The sequence below is a fragment of the Tardiphaga sp. P9-11 genome (genome assembly GCF_008329525.1).
GTDB lineage: Bacteria > Pseudomonadota > Alphaproteobacteria > Rhizobiales > Xanthobacteraceae > Tardiphaga.
The window spans coordinates 1-14,277 of the sequence record NZ_NPKQ01000005.1 but is presented as its reverse complement, the minus strand read 5'-3'; the positions used below and the strand labels follow the sequence as shown (position 1 = coordinate 14,277).

The window sequence follows — 14,277 nt, the reverse complement described above, 5'->3', positions numbered from 1 at the left end:
GGCAAACTTGGATCGAGTATTCGGAACGCCCCGACAGGTCGGTGTAGTCCACCAGGAGCTTTACCGCTCAATGTGAGCAGCCGCTGCCGCATGAATTGCTGGGGAACGTCGTGCCATGCCGACCTTCACCACGGCATAAATGGCAGGAATCACGACCAGGGTGAGAATGGTGGACGACACCATTCCGCCAATCATCGGCACGGCAATCCGCTGCATGATTTCCGAACCGGTGCCTGTGCTCCACATGATGGGAAGCAGCCCCGCCATGATCGCCACCACGGTCATCATCTTCGGTCGCACCCGTTCGACGGCGCCCAGCATGATGGCCCTGTAGAGATCTTCCTCCGTAAAGGGCTTGCTCGCAGCCAGTCGCTCAGCCCTCACCTCCTCCAGGGCGTGGTTGAGGTAGATCAACATGACCACCCCCGTTTCTGCCGCGACACCCGCGAGCGCTATGAACCCCACGACCACCGCAACGGAGAGATTGAACCCAAGCCACCACATCAGCCAGAGCCCACCAACCAAGGCGAACGGTAGTGAGAGCATCACGATGAGTGTGTCGGTCAGAGAACGGAAGTTCAGGTAAAGCAGCAGGAAGATGATCAGCAGCGTGAGTGGCACCACCACCTTGAGCCGGGCCGTGGCACGCTCCAGATATTCATACTGTCCACTCCACGTGACGTATGTGCCTGGAGGAAACACCACGCTGGCCTTTACCGCCGCCTGGGCGTCGGCCACATAGCTGCCAATGTCGCGATCGCGGACATCGACATAGATATAAACCGCGAGCTGGCCGTTCTCGGTGCGAATGGACGATGGCCCTCGCGCGAGGCTGACTTTGGTAATCTCGCCCAGCGGCACCGCGCCGCCGGAAGGCATCGGCACCAGCACGTCACGCGCTATGGTCTGAGGATCGCCACGCAGGTCACGGGGGTAGCGCACATTCACACCGAAACGCTGGCGACCTTCCACCGTCGTGGTCACGGTCTGCCCGCCCAGTGCCATGCCGATGATATCCTGCACGTCCTGGATCATGATGCCGTAACGCGCCATCGCCGCCCGGTCGGGAATGATGTCGAGATAATAACCACCGGTTACGCGCTCGGCATAGGCGGACGAGGTCCCGGGCACCGCCTTGAGCACCGTCTCTACCTGACGGGCGGTCTTCTCCATGCTTGCGAGGTCAGTCCCCATCACCTTTACGCCCACCGGTGTGCGGATGCCCGTCGAGAGCATGTCGATGCGTGCCTTGATCGGCATGGTCCACGCATTGGACACCCCGGGAAACTGCAACGCCTTGTCCATTTTTGCTGTGAGGCTGTCGATGGTCACGCCCGGCCGCCATGTTTCCTTGGGCTTCAATGCAATGATGGTCTCGAACATTTCGCTTGGCGCGGGATCGGTCGCGGTCGCCGCGCGCCCCGCCTTGCCGAAGACCGTCTCGACTTCAGGGAATGACTTGATGATGCGGTCCTGCATCTGCATCAGTTCTGCCGCCTTCGTCACCGAAATGCCCGGCAACGTCGTCGGCATGTACATCAACGTGCCTTCATTGAGGTTGGGCATGAACTCGGAGCCCAGTTGGCGGGCGGGCCAGACACTCACGACCAGGACCGCCAGCGCAGCGACGATCACCAATGCCTTGGCTTGCAATACTCCCCTGATCAGCGGCCGATAGACCCAGATCAGAAAGCGGTTGATGGGGTTCTTGTGCTCGGGAACGATCCGCCCCCTGACAAAGATGATCATCAGCGCTGGTACCAGCGTGATCGACAGAATCGCAGCCGCGGCCATGGCAAACGTCTTGGTGAAAGCCAGCGGACTGAACAGTCGTCCTTCTTGGGATTCCAGGGTGAAGATCGGCAGGAAGGACACGGTGATAATCAACAGACTGAAAAACAGGGCTGGCCCCACTTCGGACGCAGCCTCGATCAACACCTCCACCCGGTTCTTGTCCGGCCCGGCTCGCTCCAGGTGCTTATGCGCGTTCTCGATCATGACGATTGCCGCATCCACCATCGCACCGATGGCGATCGCGATTCCGCCGAGACTCATGATGTTGGAGCCCAGCCCCAACATCTTCATGGCACCAAACGCCATCAGCACACCCACCGGCAGCATCAGGATAGCCACCAGCGCACTGCGGACATGCAGCAGGAAGACAATGCACACCAGCGCGACGACCACGCTTTCCTCGAACAGCGTGCTCTTCAAGGTCTCGATGGCAGCATTGATCAGCCCTGAACGGTCATAGACCGGGATGATCTCAACCGATGCCGGAAGACTGCCCGCAAGCTCCGCGATCCGCTTCTTGACGCTCTCAATGACATCCAACGCGTTGGCGCCGAAACGCTGCAACACGATGCCACTGGCGACCTCCCCTTCTCCGTTAAGCTCGGCGATGCCGCGCCGCTCATCGGGGCCGGGCTCCACGCGCGCAATATCACGCACCAGCACCGGCGTGCCGCTATTACTTTTCAGGACCACGTCGCCGATGTCGCCGATACCCCTGAGGTAACCACGACCGCGGATGACATATTCGAACTCGGAGAGCTCGACGGTGCGACCACCGACGTCTGCGTTGCTGGCGCGGATAGCCTCGCGCACTTTCTGCATGGTGATGCCGAGGTCACGCATGCGCTGGGGATCTAGGATCACGTTGTACTGGCGGACGAAGCCACCCACCGGCGCGACTTCCGCAACGCCCTCCGCCTTGGCCAACCCAAAACGCATGGTCCAGTCCTGTAAGGTCCTGGTGTCGGCGAGACTCAGGTCTTTTGACTTGAGGGCATACTGGTAGATCCAACCCACGCCTGTAGCGTCCGGCCCTAACGAGGGAGTGACGCCCGCTGGCAAACGTGTCGCCGCACCGTTGAGGAACTCCAGCACGCGCGACCGCGCCCAATAGATATCAGTGCCATCTTCGAAGATGATGTAGACGAACGACACGCCAAAAAACGAGAACCCACGGACGACCTTCGACTTGGGCACCGTCAGCATCGCCGTGGTCAATGGATAGGTGACCTGGTCCTCGACCACCTGCGGCGCCTGCCCCGGATATTCGGTGTAGACAATGACCTGGGTGTCGGAGAGGTCGGGAATCGCATCAAGTGGAAGATGGCGAAGCGCGTACAGACCGCCGGCGACGGCGAACACGACGCCGACCATCACCAGCATGATGTTTCGCGAGGACCATGCGATCAGGCGCGCGATCATGGCTGGCTTCCTGCGTCAGAGTAGCCTTTCAGCGCTGCATTGATGTTGCTTTCCGCATCGATCAGGAAATTGGCGGAAGTGACCACCGCCTCGCCATCGACGACGCCATCACGGATCTCGGTATAGCCCCCTCCCCGCGCGCCGAGTTTCACCGGTCGCGGTTCAAGCCTGCCGTTGCCCTTGTCGACGAACACGGCCTGCCGCTCGCCGGAATCCAGCACCGCCGAGTCGGGCACGGCAAGCACCGCTTGACCACTGCCGACATCGATCTCGGCATCGACATACATGTCCGGCAGCAGTGCGAGGTCAGCATTCGGCAATTCGATGCGAACACGAACCGTACGCGTTTCCTTGTTCAGTTGCGGATAGACCACCGCAACCTTTCCCTCGAAAGTCCGGCCCGGAAAACCACGGGCGCTCATCGTCGCAGCCTGCCCTGCCTTGACGAGTGACAAATCGCGCTCCGCCACATCAATCATCGTCCACACGACGGAAGTATCGGCCAGCCGAAACAGCACATCACCTGGTCCGACCCGCATGCCCTCGGTGGCATTGCGTTCAAGCACGATGCCGTCCCGTGGCGCGGTCCAGGCGATCGCCAAAGGCGCAGCCTTTCCCTTTTCAATTGCGGCCAAGGCAGATTCCGGCACGTTGAGGTTCATCAGCCGCTGGCGTGCCCCCGCATTCAACGTATCGCTGACGGACCCCGAACCTCTGACCGCCAGATATTCCGCGGCGGCTGACGTGATGGCCGGACTGTAGATTTCCATCAGCGGCTCGCCCTTGCGTACATGGCTGCCGGTGGTGACGTCGGATACTTTCTGCAGCCAACTTTCCGAGCGCATCGAGATCACCGACACGCGCCGCTCGTCGAGCTGGATGGTCCCCGGTGCGCGGATCACCGTACGGATGACGCGCATCCCGGCGACGACGGATTTCACACCCGAGCGCTGGAGCTTGCCGAGCGTCAGCCTGACCGAACCATCGTCCGCGGCGTCGCCCTCATAGACGGGGATGTAATCCATCCCCATCGAATCCTTCTTCGGCACCGGCGAAGTGTCCGCCAGCCCCATCGGGTTGCGGTAGAACTTGATTTTACTGGCCTGAGGGACCTCACTCTCCTCGCCAGTATCAAAACTCACTTTATCTTCGCTGGAATAGACCGGCCGATAAGCACGGCCACCTGCCGTCGACCTGGCATCCAGCGCATACGCAGGTTTGCCATCGGGGTCTTGATAGTAGAGCGGCCGCTGGCCTGCACGGACCTGGTGCTCCATCTCCATTTTCTTTGAGGAGAATGGCAGCAAGTCAGGTCGCGTAAGCCAAAGCCCTCCGATCCCTGCCGCCGTCACGGCGGCGAGGACGCCCATCGTCACAGAGACGCGTTTCATTTCTGCGCCGGGATAACGAGTTTATTTTCGACGGTGCCAGTCTCACCCTGCACCTTGGCGCCGAGCGACAGCTGCCAGCGACCGGCCATGCTTACATTGGCCGTGAACTTGTAGACGCCGGGTTCGGCGCCCTTTACCGGCGTGACCTTGGTCACCATTTCGCCCATGCCATCAGGCGCCATGTCGAGACGGGTGGCGAACACCACCGCATCAGGCACGGCCTTGTTGGTCTTCTTGTTGAGCAGCCGCACTGTGAACACGGCTTGCGGTCCGACGGTGACAGCAGGTTCGACGAGCTGGAACTCGTAGTCCTTGACGTCGGCACGAACGGTCGAGATAAGGCCAGCCATCGCAAGGCCGGTGAACGCAGCCGTCATGGCGCGCGCGGATGTGATCGTCTTCATTTGGAATCTTCCTCTTAAGCTTGGGGTCCGCCAGACGGCGGCATGCGTATCGCCGCAGGCCTATGGCCATGCGGCAACAACGGCGTGAGCCGCTACACCAAGCTTCGAGGAGGTCGCGCGGGAGGCGAGGAACCGAGGCTGTCCGCCACGGCATCGCTGAAAGGCGCCATCAAGGTCGAAATGTCCGGAGCAAACAGGGATCGTTCAACGGCAACCGGGACACCCTGCATGCTCTTGAGGATGCAGACCGTCATCAACGGGCAGTCCTTGCAGTCATTCTTGTGAGGGGCCGTGTCGCCCGCCATGTCCGGACAGCACGGCATGTCCGCCGCCATATCGCCCATCTGCGTGGCGGCCATCACTGAAGCGGCGGCAGGCGCAGCCAAGGGCGCGGTGACCAGACTGGACACTACGAGCAGCGCGAGCAGACAGCGAAGGACAACGGACCTTTTCACGATTCCAAGGTCTCACATCCTGCCCCGATCGAAAAGTGCAGCCTGTTCACGACTTTGCCAGCGAGCGATATGGTTAAGGCGCCGCATTCAATTGCCGATCGACAGGGTAGGCGGCAAAATACTCGCTTCGCGACAGGCGTTGCCTTGCCTTGCGACATCAATACTTCGATCTGGCGCAGCAGCAGCGCGATCTGCTCTGTCGTGAACGTCCTTTTCGGCATCCCCAAAACTTTTTTCCAAGCTCAGTTGTTCACAAAGCTTGTTCCAAAAAGCCCCGGCAGGTCACTGGGTCGTCTTGAGGGGTTTTGATCAAAAAGAAAGGGTCGGACTAGCGTCCAACCCTTTGATTTCTTTTAGAATGTTTGGTTGCGGGGATAGGATTTGAACCTATGACCTTCAGGTTATGAGCCTGACGAGCTACCGGGCTGCTCCACCCCGCGCCAAACCTTTCGGAAAACCGGAGAACGAAACGAAGTCGGCCAACGCCAAGGCGTCGATCGATCCCAGTCCGGAGGCTTCCTGAGAAGGCAACCGGGGCAAAGCCCTCGGTGCGAGGGGTATGTACCAATGCCCGCCTGCTTTGGAAAGGGGCAGCGACGATCTTTTTGCGCTTTTATGACGGTGCGGCAACGCGCCAGTCTGCCCTGTGTCGGCACAACCCGGCGCGGCACGGATGCAACCGCCGAAAACGGCTTTTCAGGCCTGCTGGACGGGCTCTGGCACCCTAGTTCAGCAGAAAGCCGCCATCGACGGTCACGGTGCTGCCGGTCATGTAACGCGAGGCCTGCGAGGCCAGCAGCAGGATGGCACCGTCAAGGTCGGATTCATGACCGACCCGGCGCTGCGCGATGCGCTTGACCAGCTTCTCGCCTACCGGCGTGTCCCAAGCGGCGTGGTTGATGTCGGTATCGATATAGCCTGGCGCCAGCGCATTGACGCGAATGCGGTGCGCGGCGAGTTCCAGCGCCAGTGCCCTGGTCGCCTGCACGATGCCGGCCTTGGAGATCGCATAAGGCGACACCGCCTTGGTCAACCCGAATCCGAGGACCGAAGCGATATTGACGATATTGCCTTCCACTTTATGCGCGATCATGCGGCGCGCGGCTTCGGTCGCCGCAAAATAGGCGCCCTTGAGATTGGCCCCGATCACCGCGTCCCAATCCGCCTCAGTCTGATCGATGGCCATCTTCTCCACCGCGATGCCGGCATTGTTGATCAGCACGCTGACCGGCCCGAGCGCAGCTTCAGCGGCATCGAACGCCTGTGCGATCGAGGCATTGTCGGTGACGTCCATTGACACCGCGACGGCGCGGCCTCCCTTGTCCGTGATTTCCTTCTGCAGGCTCTCCAGCTTGCCCATCTGCCGCGCTGCGAGCACCACAGCTGCGCCATGCGCGGACAGCACGCGCGCAAATTGTCGGCCGAGGCCCTGCGAGGCTCCGGTGATGAGGATGGTTTCTTTACTGACGTCGAATATCCCGGACATCGCATTAGCAGACATGGCATTTCCCTTTGATTTTGCCCTAGTGATACCCGGCCTTGCCGCGATCGCAAACCGGCGCGCTCCGCCGATTTCTTTGACGCGGAATTGCCACATGGGGACGAAGCCGCGATGAACAGTTTCGATGTCGTCGTTTATGTCGGCCTGATCATCGCCATGGTCATCGGCTTCCGCGCCGGCCTGCTGCGCAGCGCGGTCACCATCCTGGGCTATCTGGTCGCGATGCCGATGGCGGTTTGGATCACCGGGCTGATCGCGCCGCAACTGTCGGGCAGCGCGAGCGCCCCGACCACGCAGAACTCACTGCTGTTCTTCGCGATCTTCCTGGTGTCCGGCATCGTGCTCGGCTCGCTGTTGCGCGTGGCGATCAATGACATGATCGGCCACGAGATCGGAATCGGCGACCGCCTCGGCGGCGCGCTGCTCGGGGCCGTCCGCGTCGGCCTGATCGCGGTGACATTGGTGCTGATCTTCGACCAGCTGGTGCCGGCTAATATGCAGCCGGCCTATATGACCGGCTCGCATTTGAGGCCGCTGCTGTCGTTGGCCGGTCAGAAGGGCGTCAAATCGCTGCCGCCGGACGTGACCGTTACCATCGAGCAATGGAAACGCGCGCACCGGCTCTGACATCAGCGCCCTTATCAGGCCGCATCCAAGGGGCTAGACTGGCCGCCTCTTTCTTCTCTTCGCCATCTCGACAACGTCAGGAGTGATATCGTGGATCTTGGAATCAAAGGCCGCCGCGCGCTGGTGTGCGCATCCAGCAAGGGCCTAGGCCGTGGCTGCGCCGAAGCGCTGGCGGCAGAAGGCGTGCATGTCACGATGACCGCACGGGGCGGCGACGCGCTGGCGGCAGCCGCTGCCAATATCCGCAAGGCCTATCCGGGCGTCGAGGTCACCGAAGTCGTCGGCGACATCACCACGGTCGAAGGCCGCGAAGCCGCGCTGAAGGCAGCCGGCCAGATCGACATCCTCATCAACAATGCCGGCGGCCCGCCACCCGGCGATTTCCGTAACTGGACCCGCGACGACTGGATCAAGGCTATCGACGCCAACATGCTGACGCCGATCGAGCTGATCAAGGCGACGGTGGACGGCATGATGGAGCGCAAGTTCGGCCGTATCGTCAACATCACCTCGGCCGCCGTGAAGGCACCGATCGACGTGCTAGGCCTGTCAAACGGCGCGCGCAGCGGCCTCACCGGCTTCATCGCCGGCCTGTCGCGCAAGACGGTGCGTGCGAATGTCACTATCAACGGCCTGCTGCCCGGCCCGTTCAACACCGATCGCCTGAAGGGCGTTGCCGCCGGCCAGGTCAAGGCCACGGGCCTGTCGATCGACGAGATCCTGGCCAAGCGCGCAGCGGAAAACCCGGCGGGTCGCTTCGGCGATGCCGATGAATTCGGTCAGGCCTGCGCGTGGCTTTGCAGCGCGAAGTCCGGCTTCATCACCGGCCAGAACATCGTGCTCGACGGCGGCGCTTTCCCCGGCACGATGTAAGCGGCGATATCTCAAGACGCAAAAAGGCGATCGGCTTCGCGGCCGATCGCCTTTTCTTTGCGCGACGTCATCAGTGGACGGGCGTGGTGCGTTCGCTTGACCAATCCACGCCGAATTCTTCCAGCCCTTCCGCGAGCAGATCGCCGAGCAACGGCTCGCCCAGCAGATAGCGCGCGGTGCGGCCATTACGGCCTTCGGCGGCTTCGCGGCGCAAATCGCTCCATTCCTCGATGGTGCCGTCGCCGCGGCCCAGCCGCATCAGGGCGACGAGATCGATCTGCTCGTCCTCGGTGAGCGCGCTGATGAAGCCCGCGATTTCCCGCGCCACGGGATCCTCGCCATTGTCCTCAAGCACATCGATCATATCGTCATCGGCGCCGTTGGAGCCGGAATCGGGATCCGAGGCGATATCCTTGGCATCGAACTGCCGCGCCTTCTCGATCAGAAAGCCCACTTTCTCGGATGAAATCGCGAGTTCTGGCATCGCACGCTCCTTGCTGCAGGGCCTGGTGTTCCACTCAGACAACGCGCAGCTCCGCAAGATGATCCATTGCGCGCCACGCCGGAAACCCGCATCTTCCAGCCCCAAAAAACAGTAGGATGAACGCCTGATGCAATGGACGGTCGGCAAGGTCAGGATCACGCAGATCATCGAAGGCCAGACGATTGGCAGCACGCGCTTCATTCTCCCGCAGGTCGGCCCCGATGACGTCCAGGCGCTGCCGTGGTTGATGCCGGAATTCGCATCCCCTGAAGGCCGGCTGAAAATGTCGATCCATGCGCTGATCGTGGAAACGCCGACGCAAAGGATCATCGTCGATACCTGTCTCGGCAATGACAAGCAGGACCGCTCGGTGCCGACCTGGAATAACCTGCACACGCCATTCCTCGAAAACATGACGGCAGCCGGCTTCGCGCCCGAAAGCATCGACACGGTGCTGTGCACCCATCTGCATGTCGATCATGTCGGCTGGAACACGAAACTGGTCGACGGCCAATGGGTGCCGACATTCCCGAACGCACGCTATGTGTTCGGCCGGAACGAATATGATTGCTGGAAGGCCCATAGCGATACAGCGGCGCATCTCGCCGTGTTCAACGATTCCGTGAAGCCGATCGCCGATGCCGGGCTGATGGATCTCGTTGCCAGCGACGCGCAGCTCTCGGATGAGATCACGCTGATCCCGACACCGGGCCACAGCCCCGGCCATATGAGTGTGCACATCAAGTCCGCAGGCGAGGAAGCGCTGCTGACCGGCGATGCCGCGCATCACCCGGTACAGATGGCGCATCTCGACTGGTCATCGACGGCGGATTCCGACCAGGTGCAATCTGCCGTATCACGGCGCGCATTGTTCTCGCGGTTCGCGGATACGCCGACGCTGGTGATCGGCGGTCACTTCGGCGCCGGGCGCATTATACGCGAGGGAGACGCCTTTAAATTTACCGCACTGCAGCACTAGTTTTTGCGGCTCTGACCTTTCCGTACCGCGGTTGAATTTCCTCGCGCCCTGTTCCACAACCCTTCAGACAAGCCCCAAGGGAGACGACAATGAAGCTCGTAAGATACGGCGCGTTCGGCAGCGAAAAGCCGGGACTGATCGATAAGGACGGCAAGCTGCGCGACCTCTCCGGACAGATCAAGGATCTGGCTGACGACGCATTCGCTCCCGCCAATCTCGCCAAGCTCGCTGCGCTCGATCCGGCGTCGCTGCCTGCCGTAAGCGGCTCGCCGCGCATTGGCTCGCCCGTTGGCGGCAAACCGAAATTCATTGCCATCGGCCTGAACTATGCCGACCACGCCGCTGAATCGAATATGCCGATTCCGTCGGAGCCGATCGTCTTCATGAAGGCTCTCAACAGCCTGTGCGGCCCGAATGACGACGTGGAGAAGCCACGCGGCTCCACCAAGCTCGACTGGGAAGTCGAACTCGCCATCATCATCGGCACCAAAGCCAAATACGTGACCGAAGCCGACGCGCTCAAGCATGTCGCAGGCTACAGCGTGTGCAACGACGTCTCCGAGCGTTTCTTCCAGATCGAGCGCGGCGGCCAGTGGACCAAGGGCAAGTCGCACGACACGTTCGGCCCGCTCGGCCCGTGGCTGGTCACATCAGATGAAGTCGGCGACGTGCAAAAGCTCAGCATGTATCTCGACGTCAACGGCAAGCGCTGCCAGACCGGCTCGACCGCGACCATGATCTTCAATGTGCCGCAGATTGTGTCCTATCTATCCGGCATGATGACGCTGATGCCCGGCGACATCATCACCACAGGCACGCCGCCCGGCGTCGGCCTCGGCATGAAGCCGCCGAAGTTCCTCGAAGTCGGCGACGTCATGACGCTCGGCATCGAGAAGCTTGGCGAGCAGAAGCAGAAAGTGGTTGCGGCTTAAGCGCCCTTCATCTCGCGCGGACATGCAGGGGCGTGTCCGCGCTTTTTCATTCATGAAAGACACTGAACATGAAGCTCACTTTCTCCCCGGGTTCGCCCTTCGCACGCAAGGTGCGTATAGCGGCGATCGAACTCGGACTGATCGACAAGATCGAACTGGTGGCGGCTTCAGTCGCGCCGACGCAGAAGAACGAGGCTTATTCCCATGACATCAGCCCGGTCAGGAAACTACCCGCGCTGATCCTCGACGATGGCAATGTCATCGTCGATTCCTACGTCATCACCGAATATCTCGACGAGCTCGCCGGCGGCAACAAGCTGATCCCGGCCTCGGGTCCGGCGCGCTGGAAAGTGAAGAGCGAGCATTCGATGCTGCAAGGCATGACGGACGCGATGCTGCTATGCCGCTACGAAGTCGGCGTGCGTCCGAAGGAACTCCTGTGGCAAGCTTGGTATGACGATCAGTGGGATCGTGCATGGGAGGGCCTCACGCGCTTCGAAAATCATCCGGACATCCTGACGCGTCCGCTGGATGCGGCGCAGATCGCGCTCGTCTGCGTGCTCGGCTATGCCGACTTCCGCTTCCCGGATTGTGGATGGCGCAAGGCGTTTCCGAAACTCGACGCCTTCCACAACAAGATGCTGCAGCGGGAATCGGTCAAGATCTCCGTTCCGCCAAAGGGTTAGGATCGAAAAGCGGCCTGACGCAATTTCACGTCAGCTTGCGAAAATCCTGCGTCGGACCTACGGCATTCTTGCGGCGGGCCTAATCGAACAGCGAGGGCGTGTGATTCACATACGCGCCCTCGATGGCGAGCATCCTGAGCTTGGTCTCGACGCCGCCATTGGCCGAAAATCCACCCGGCTTGCCGCCCGCGGCGAGCACCCGGTGACACGGCACGATCACCGGACACGGATTCTGCCCCATCGCCTGACCGACATTGCGTGACAGCTCGACGCCGCCGAGCTTCTTGGCGATATCGCCATAAGTCAGCGTCGCACCTGGCGGAATCTGGCGCGCGATCGCATAGACGTTGCGATTGAATTCGGGGACGTCGGAGAGATCGAGATCGATCTCCAGAAGATCAACCGGCTTACCGTTCATCAATTCAACGATGCCGTCGATGGCGGCCTGCACTGCCGGCGGCGGTGCGGCTTCGACGATATCGGCGTGGCGCTGCTTGATGCGCACGCGCGTCTGTTTTTCGTCCGGCTGCGGCAGTTGCACGGCGATGATACCGCGATTGGCCCAGGCGATTCCGCAGCGGCCAATGGCAGTGTCGAACAATGTATATTGAACGTCGGTCATGAGAAGCCTCCATCACCCGCGATGACATGCGATGAGGTTGCCGCAGTTTGCGACGATCCAGACCTGTTCGCCACCCGTTTCCGGAAATGGCGAACAGCTTTGTCTCAGCTCTGCTCGCGCGACGGCATGGAGGCGGCCTTGTGGATGAAGGCCTGGCCGAGAGCGTCGAGGATTTCCTTGGTGGCCACGAACATGAACACACCCGCCTCGGTGTCGAAGGAGATGCCGACCACGGTCGGATCAGGCTGGAAGTCCAACAGGCTGTAGCCCTTCAGCGGGAGGGCGGGAACTTCTTTCGGATTCGACATGTCGGTCTCCCGCGTCAGTGAAAGGCTCGTGAAAGCCGGAATAACGAGGGCTTAGACAACAATTCGGGGGACGCCAAGGCGTTATTTCGTAGCTCTGGTTTGGCTTCCAATGACAATCGGGGCCGCGTTGGCAGCCCCGATCTTCAAAAATCCAGACCATGCGATCGCAATGGCGGACTTATTCGTCGTTCTGCATCGATGCGGCCAGCTTGTCGTAATATTTCTCAACGAGGTCGATATTGCCCTTGTTCTCGACCGCCGGCGGCGGTGATTTTAGCGCGGCATTGAGATCGGCAAGCGCGGCCTTCTTGTCCTTGGCCGGCATTTTCTTGTCCGCCTGCACGGCCGCGATCTGCTGCTTGAAGACCGCTTCCGGGCCAACATATTTCTTGGTCTGCGGATCGAAGCCACCCAGCACCAGCATGATGTTTTCGACAACGTCGTTGTAATCGCCGTAATTCGCAAAGCCGTTTTTCTTGGCGACGTCATCGAGCTGCGCGACCACCTTGGGATCGGGCTTGTCGGGCGCCTGCTGCGGCAGCTTGGCGGTAACCGCGTCGAGATCCTTCTGCGCGGCCAGCACCTGCTCGATCTGCTTGTCCGTCAGAGCAATCTGCTTTGGCGCCGGCGCATTTTGCGCGGGTGCTGCAGTGGGTGCCGGCGTGGGCGGGGTCTGTTTCACGGCCGGCTGTTTCTGCGCCTGCGCGTATGCGGCGCCGGCGACGGGAATCGTCGCAAGGCCTGCGATGGTCAGGGCGGCGATGGCAGGGCGAAGGATGGAACGCATGAAGATCTCCTCGGCAAATTGGTGCGACCGGTGAATGTCGATCGCGGAGCGAATCCGGTTCAACGAGCCCGGTTGGCAGAGGATGGAATGCTGCAGCTGAATCGTGGCTGAATGATCGCAACAGCCGATCGGATCTTGAGCCAGCGAACCTGGCTTTCCATCTGGCTCGCACCCTGGCGGGGGCGAGAATGCACCAGTTCTTCAGCACGCGGCGTTCCGCGCCGGGTCATTCGTCCTTCAGCGCGACGGCGAGTTTGTCGTAATGCTTGATGGCGAGGTCGATATTTCCCTTGTTCTCGACCGCTGGCAGCGGCGATGCCATCCGGGCATTGAGTTCCTCCAACGCTTCTTTTTTGTCTTCAGCCGACAGGCTCTTGTCCGCCTGAACAGCGGCAATCTTCTGCTTGATCACGGCAGCGGGACCTACATAGGTCTTCGTCGTCGGATCGATGCCCGCCATGACGAGACCGATATTGTCGAGCGTGATCGTGTAGTCGCCATAGTTTGCGAAGCCGTGTTTCTTCGCGACATCGTTAACCTGCGCGAGAACCGCAGCGTTCGACCCGGCAGCGGCGACGAATCCATCAAGATCTTTCTGGGCCGCCAGTAGCGCCACGATCTGCTTTTCAGTCAGCGCCAGTTGCTTCGCAGCGGGTGCCTGCTGCCTGGACGCCTGCGCGAGGGCAACTTCGCTGGCAGGCAACGAGACGCAGAAGGCGGTCGCGGTGAATGTCAGAGCGATAGCGCAACGAAAGGTCAGATTCATCCCGAGGTCCTGTTGGTAGATGTCCTCGGTAAGTCGCTCGATCGACAGGATAGTTCAGCGATAGCGGTAGTATTTTCCAGACAGATCGCCGTGCTGGGGGAGACGCAGCACTGAGAGTTGCACAAACGCAAAACGCCGCGCTCATGAGAGCGCGGCGTTTTGTTTGAGATATCGTAATTGAGGATAACTTTGTCCTTTGCAGGCCTGGCAGCGACCTACTCTCCCAGGGCTTAAGCCATAGTACCA

At 60.9% G+C, this 14,277-nt stretch carries 15 protein-coding genes and 1 tRNA gene; 5 read left to right on the top strand and 11 right to left on the bottom strand.

Features of this window, described 5'->3' with window-relative positions; translation table 11 throughout:
* Positions 1-60 precede the first annotated feature (60 nt).
* The 6 genes from CIW50_RS17800 to CIW50_RS17775 all read right to left on the bottom strand — a co-directional run bounded on the left by CIW50_RS17800 (position 61) and on the right by CIW50_RS17775 (position 6,952).
* Positions 61-3,216, bottom strand: coding sequence for an efflux RND transporter permease subunit (locus CIW50_RS17800; RefSeq protein ID WP_149532554.1), 3,156 nt, complete (start codon positions 3,214-3,216; stop codon positions 61-63).
* Positions 3,213-4,607: an efflux RND transporter periplasmic adaptor subunit gene (locus tag CIW50_RS17795; protein WP_149532553.1), complete on the bottom strand. Its 1,395-nt coding sequence runs from the start codon at positions 4,605-4,607 to the stop codon at positions 3,213-3,215. The genes CIW50_RS17800 and CIW50_RS17795 overlap by 4 nt, the downstream gene beginning before the upstream one ends.
* A complete protein-coding gene (locus CIW50_RS17790) occupies positions 4,604-5,011 on the bottom strand; it encodes a FixH family protein (RefSeq protein ID WP_149532552.1) in 408 nt (135 codons plus the stop codon). Before CIW50_RS17790 ends, CIW50_RS17795 begins: the two co-directional genes overlap by 4 nt.
* A gap of 92 nt (positions 5,012-5,103) precedes the next feature.
* Complete coding sequence (locus CIW50_RS17785; RefSeq protein WP_246664333.1) at positions 5,104-5,370, bottom strand: hypothetical protein; 267 nt, start codon at positions 5,368-5,370, stop codon at positions 5,104-5,106.
* A gap of 459 nt (positions 5,371-5,829) precedes the next feature.
* Positions 5,830-5,906, bottom strand: a tRNA-Met gene (locus CIW50_RS17780).
* A 284-nt stretch (positions 5,907-6,190) separates the two neighbouring features.
* Entirely contained in the window at positions 6,191-6,952 is a 762-nt protein-coding gene (locus CIW50_RS17775) for an SDR family NAD(P)-dependent oxidoreductase (protein ID WP_149532841.1), read from the bottom strand.
* A 126-nt stretch (positions 6,953-7,078) separates the two neighbouring features.
* Here CIW50_RS17775 and CIW50_RS17770 point away from each other — a divergent pair, with 126 nt between their 5' ends.
* Both CIW50_RS17770 and CIW50_RS17765 read left to right on the top strand, forming a co-directional pair.
* A complete protein-coding gene (locus tag CIW50_RS17770) occupies positions 7,079-7,594 on the top strand; it encodes a CvpA family protein (protein ID WP_149532550.1) in 516 nt (171 codons plus the stop codon).
* Between the two features lie 90 nt (positions 7,595-7,684).
* Entirely contained in the window at positions 7,685-8,467 is a 783-nt protein-coding gene (locus tag CIW50_RS17765; RefSeq protein WP_149532549.1) for an SDR family oxidoreductase, read from the top strand.
* 70 nt (positions 8,468-8,537) lie between these two features.
* Here CIW50_RS17765 and CIW50_RS17760 read toward each other — a convergent pair whose 3' ends face one another.
* Positions 8,538-8,951 (bottom strand): DUF3775 domain-containing protein, encoded by a 414-nt coding sequence (locus CIW50_RS17760; RefSeq protein WP_149532548.1) that lies wholly within the window; start codon positions 8,949-8,951, stop codon positions 8,538-8,540.
* A 127-nt stretch (positions 8,952-9,078) separates the two neighbouring features.
* On the opposite strand from CIW50_RS17760, the gene CIW50_RS17755 reads away from it, so the two are divergent.
* From CIW50_RS17755 to CIW50_RS17745, 3 genes are all read left to right on the top strand, one after another.
* On the top strand, positions 9,079-9,930 hold the full coding sequence (locus tag CIW50_RS17755) for an MBL fold metallo-hydrolase (protein WP_149532547.1): 852 nt from the start codon (positions 9,079-9,081) through the stop codon (positions 9,928-9,930).
* A gap of 89 nt (positions 9,931-10,019) precedes the next feature.
* Positions 10,020-10,862 carry a fumarylacetoacetate hydrolase family protein gene (locus CIW50_RS17750; protein ID WP_149532546.1) on the top strand — a complete coding sequence of 281 codons (843 nt, stop codon included), beginning with the start codon at positions 10,020-10,022 and terminating at the stop codon, positions 10,860-10,862.
* Between the two features lie 68 nt (positions 10,863-10,930).
* A complete protein-coding gene (locus CIW50_RS17745; RefSeq protein WP_149532545.1) occupies positions 10,931-11,548 on the top strand; it encodes a glutathione S-transferase family protein in 618 nt (205 codons plus the stop codon).
* A 79-nt stretch (positions 11,549-11,627) separates the two neighbouring features.
* On the opposite strand, the gene CIW50_RS17740 is transcribed toward CIW50_RS17745, so the two are convergent.
* The 4 genes from CIW50_RS17740 to CIW50_RS17725 all read right to left on the bottom strand — a co-directional run bounded on the left by CIW50_RS17740 (position 11,628) and on the right by CIW50_RS17725 (position 14,031).
* The gene (locus CIW50_RS17740; RefSeq protein ID WP_149532544.1) at positions 11,628-12,170 is read right to left on the bottom strand and encodes a methylated-DNA--[protein]-cysteine S-methyltransferase; all 543 of its coding nucleotides are present in this window, start codon (positions 12,168-12,170) and stop codon (positions 11,628-11,630) included.
* A 104-nt stretch (positions 12,171-12,274) separates the two neighbouring features.
* The gene (locus CIW50_RS17735) at positions 12,275-12,478 is read right to left on the bottom strand and encodes a hypothetical protein (RefSeq protein ID WP_149532543.1); all 204 of its coding nucleotides are present in this window, start codon (positions 12,476-12,478) and stop codon (positions 12,275-12,277) included.
* A 178-nt stretch (positions 12,479-12,656) separates the two neighbouring features.
* The gene (locus tag CIW50_RS17730) at positions 12,657-13,265 is read right to left on the bottom strand and encodes a hypothetical protein (RefSeq protein ID WP_149532542.1); all 609 of its coding nucleotides are present in this window, start codon (positions 13,263-13,265) and stop codon (positions 12,657-12,659) included.
* Between the two features lie 226 nt (positions 13,266-13,491).
* Positions 13,492-14,031, bottom strand: coding sequence for a hypothetical protein (locus CIW50_RS17725; protein WP_149532541.1), 540 nt, complete (start codon positions 14,029-14,031; stop codon positions 13,492-13,494).
* Positions 14,032-14,277 lie beyond the last annotated feature (246 nt).

Bases quoted from the DNA above. Each gene is read 5' to 3' on its own strand.
- CIW50_RS17755 (WP_149532547.1), top strand. From the start codon at position 9,079: ATGCAATGGACGGTCGGCAAGGTCAGGATCACGCAGATCATCGAAGGC.
- CIW50_RS17730 (WP_149532542.1), bottom strand. From the start codon at position 13,265: ATGCGTTCCATCCTTCGCCCTGCCATCGCCGCCCTGACCATCGCAGGC.
- CIW50_RS17745 (WP_149532545.1), top strand. From the start codon at position 10,931: ATGAAGCTCACTTTCTCCCCGGGTTCGCCCTTCGCACGCAAGGTGCGT.
- CIW50_RS17735 (WP_149532543.1), bottom strand. From the start codon at position 12,478: ATGTCGAATCCGAAAGAAGTTCCCGCCCTCCCGCTGAAGGGCTACAGC.
- CIW50_RS17760 (WP_149532548.1), bottom strand. From the start codon at position 8,951: ATGCCAGAACTCGCGATTTCATCCGAGAAAGTGGGCTTTCTGATCGAG.
- CIW50_RS17790 (WP_149532552.1), bottom strand. From the start codon at position 5,011: ATGAAGACGATCACATCCGCGCGCGCCATGACGGCTGCGTTCACCGGC.
- CIW50_RS17740 (WP_149532544.1), bottom strand. From the start codon at position 12,170: ATGACCGACGTTCAATATACATTGTTCGACACTGCCATTGGCCGCTGC.
- CIW50_RS17800 (WP_149532554.1), bottom strand. From the start codon at position 3,216: ATGATCGCGCGCCTGATCGCATGGTCCTCGCGAAACATCATGCTGGTG.
- CIW50_RS17750 (WP_149532546.1), top strand. From the start codon at position 10,020: ATGAAGCTCGTAAGATACGGCGCGTTCGGCAGCGAAAAGCCGGGACTG.
- CIW50_RS17770 (WP_149532550.1), top strand. From the start codon at position 7,079: ATGAACAGTTTCGATGTCGTCGTTTATGTCGGCCTGATCATCGCCATG.
- CIW50_RS17775 (WP_149532841.1), bottom strand. From the start codon at position 6,952: ATGTCCGGGATATTCGACGTCAGTAAAGAAACCATCCTCATCACCGGA.
- CIW50_RS17785 (WP_246664333.1), bottom strand. From the start codon at position 5,370: ATGGCCGCCACGCAGATGGGCGATATGGCGGCGGACATGCCGTGCTGT.
- CIW50_RS17795 (WP_149532553.1), bottom strand. From the start codon at position 4,607: ATGAAACGCGTCTCTGTGACGATGGGCGTCCTCGCCGCCGTGACGGCG.
- CIW50_RS17725 (WP_149532541.1), bottom strand. From the start codon at position 14,031: ATGAATCTGACCTTTCGTTGCGCTATCGCTCTGACATTCACCGCGACC.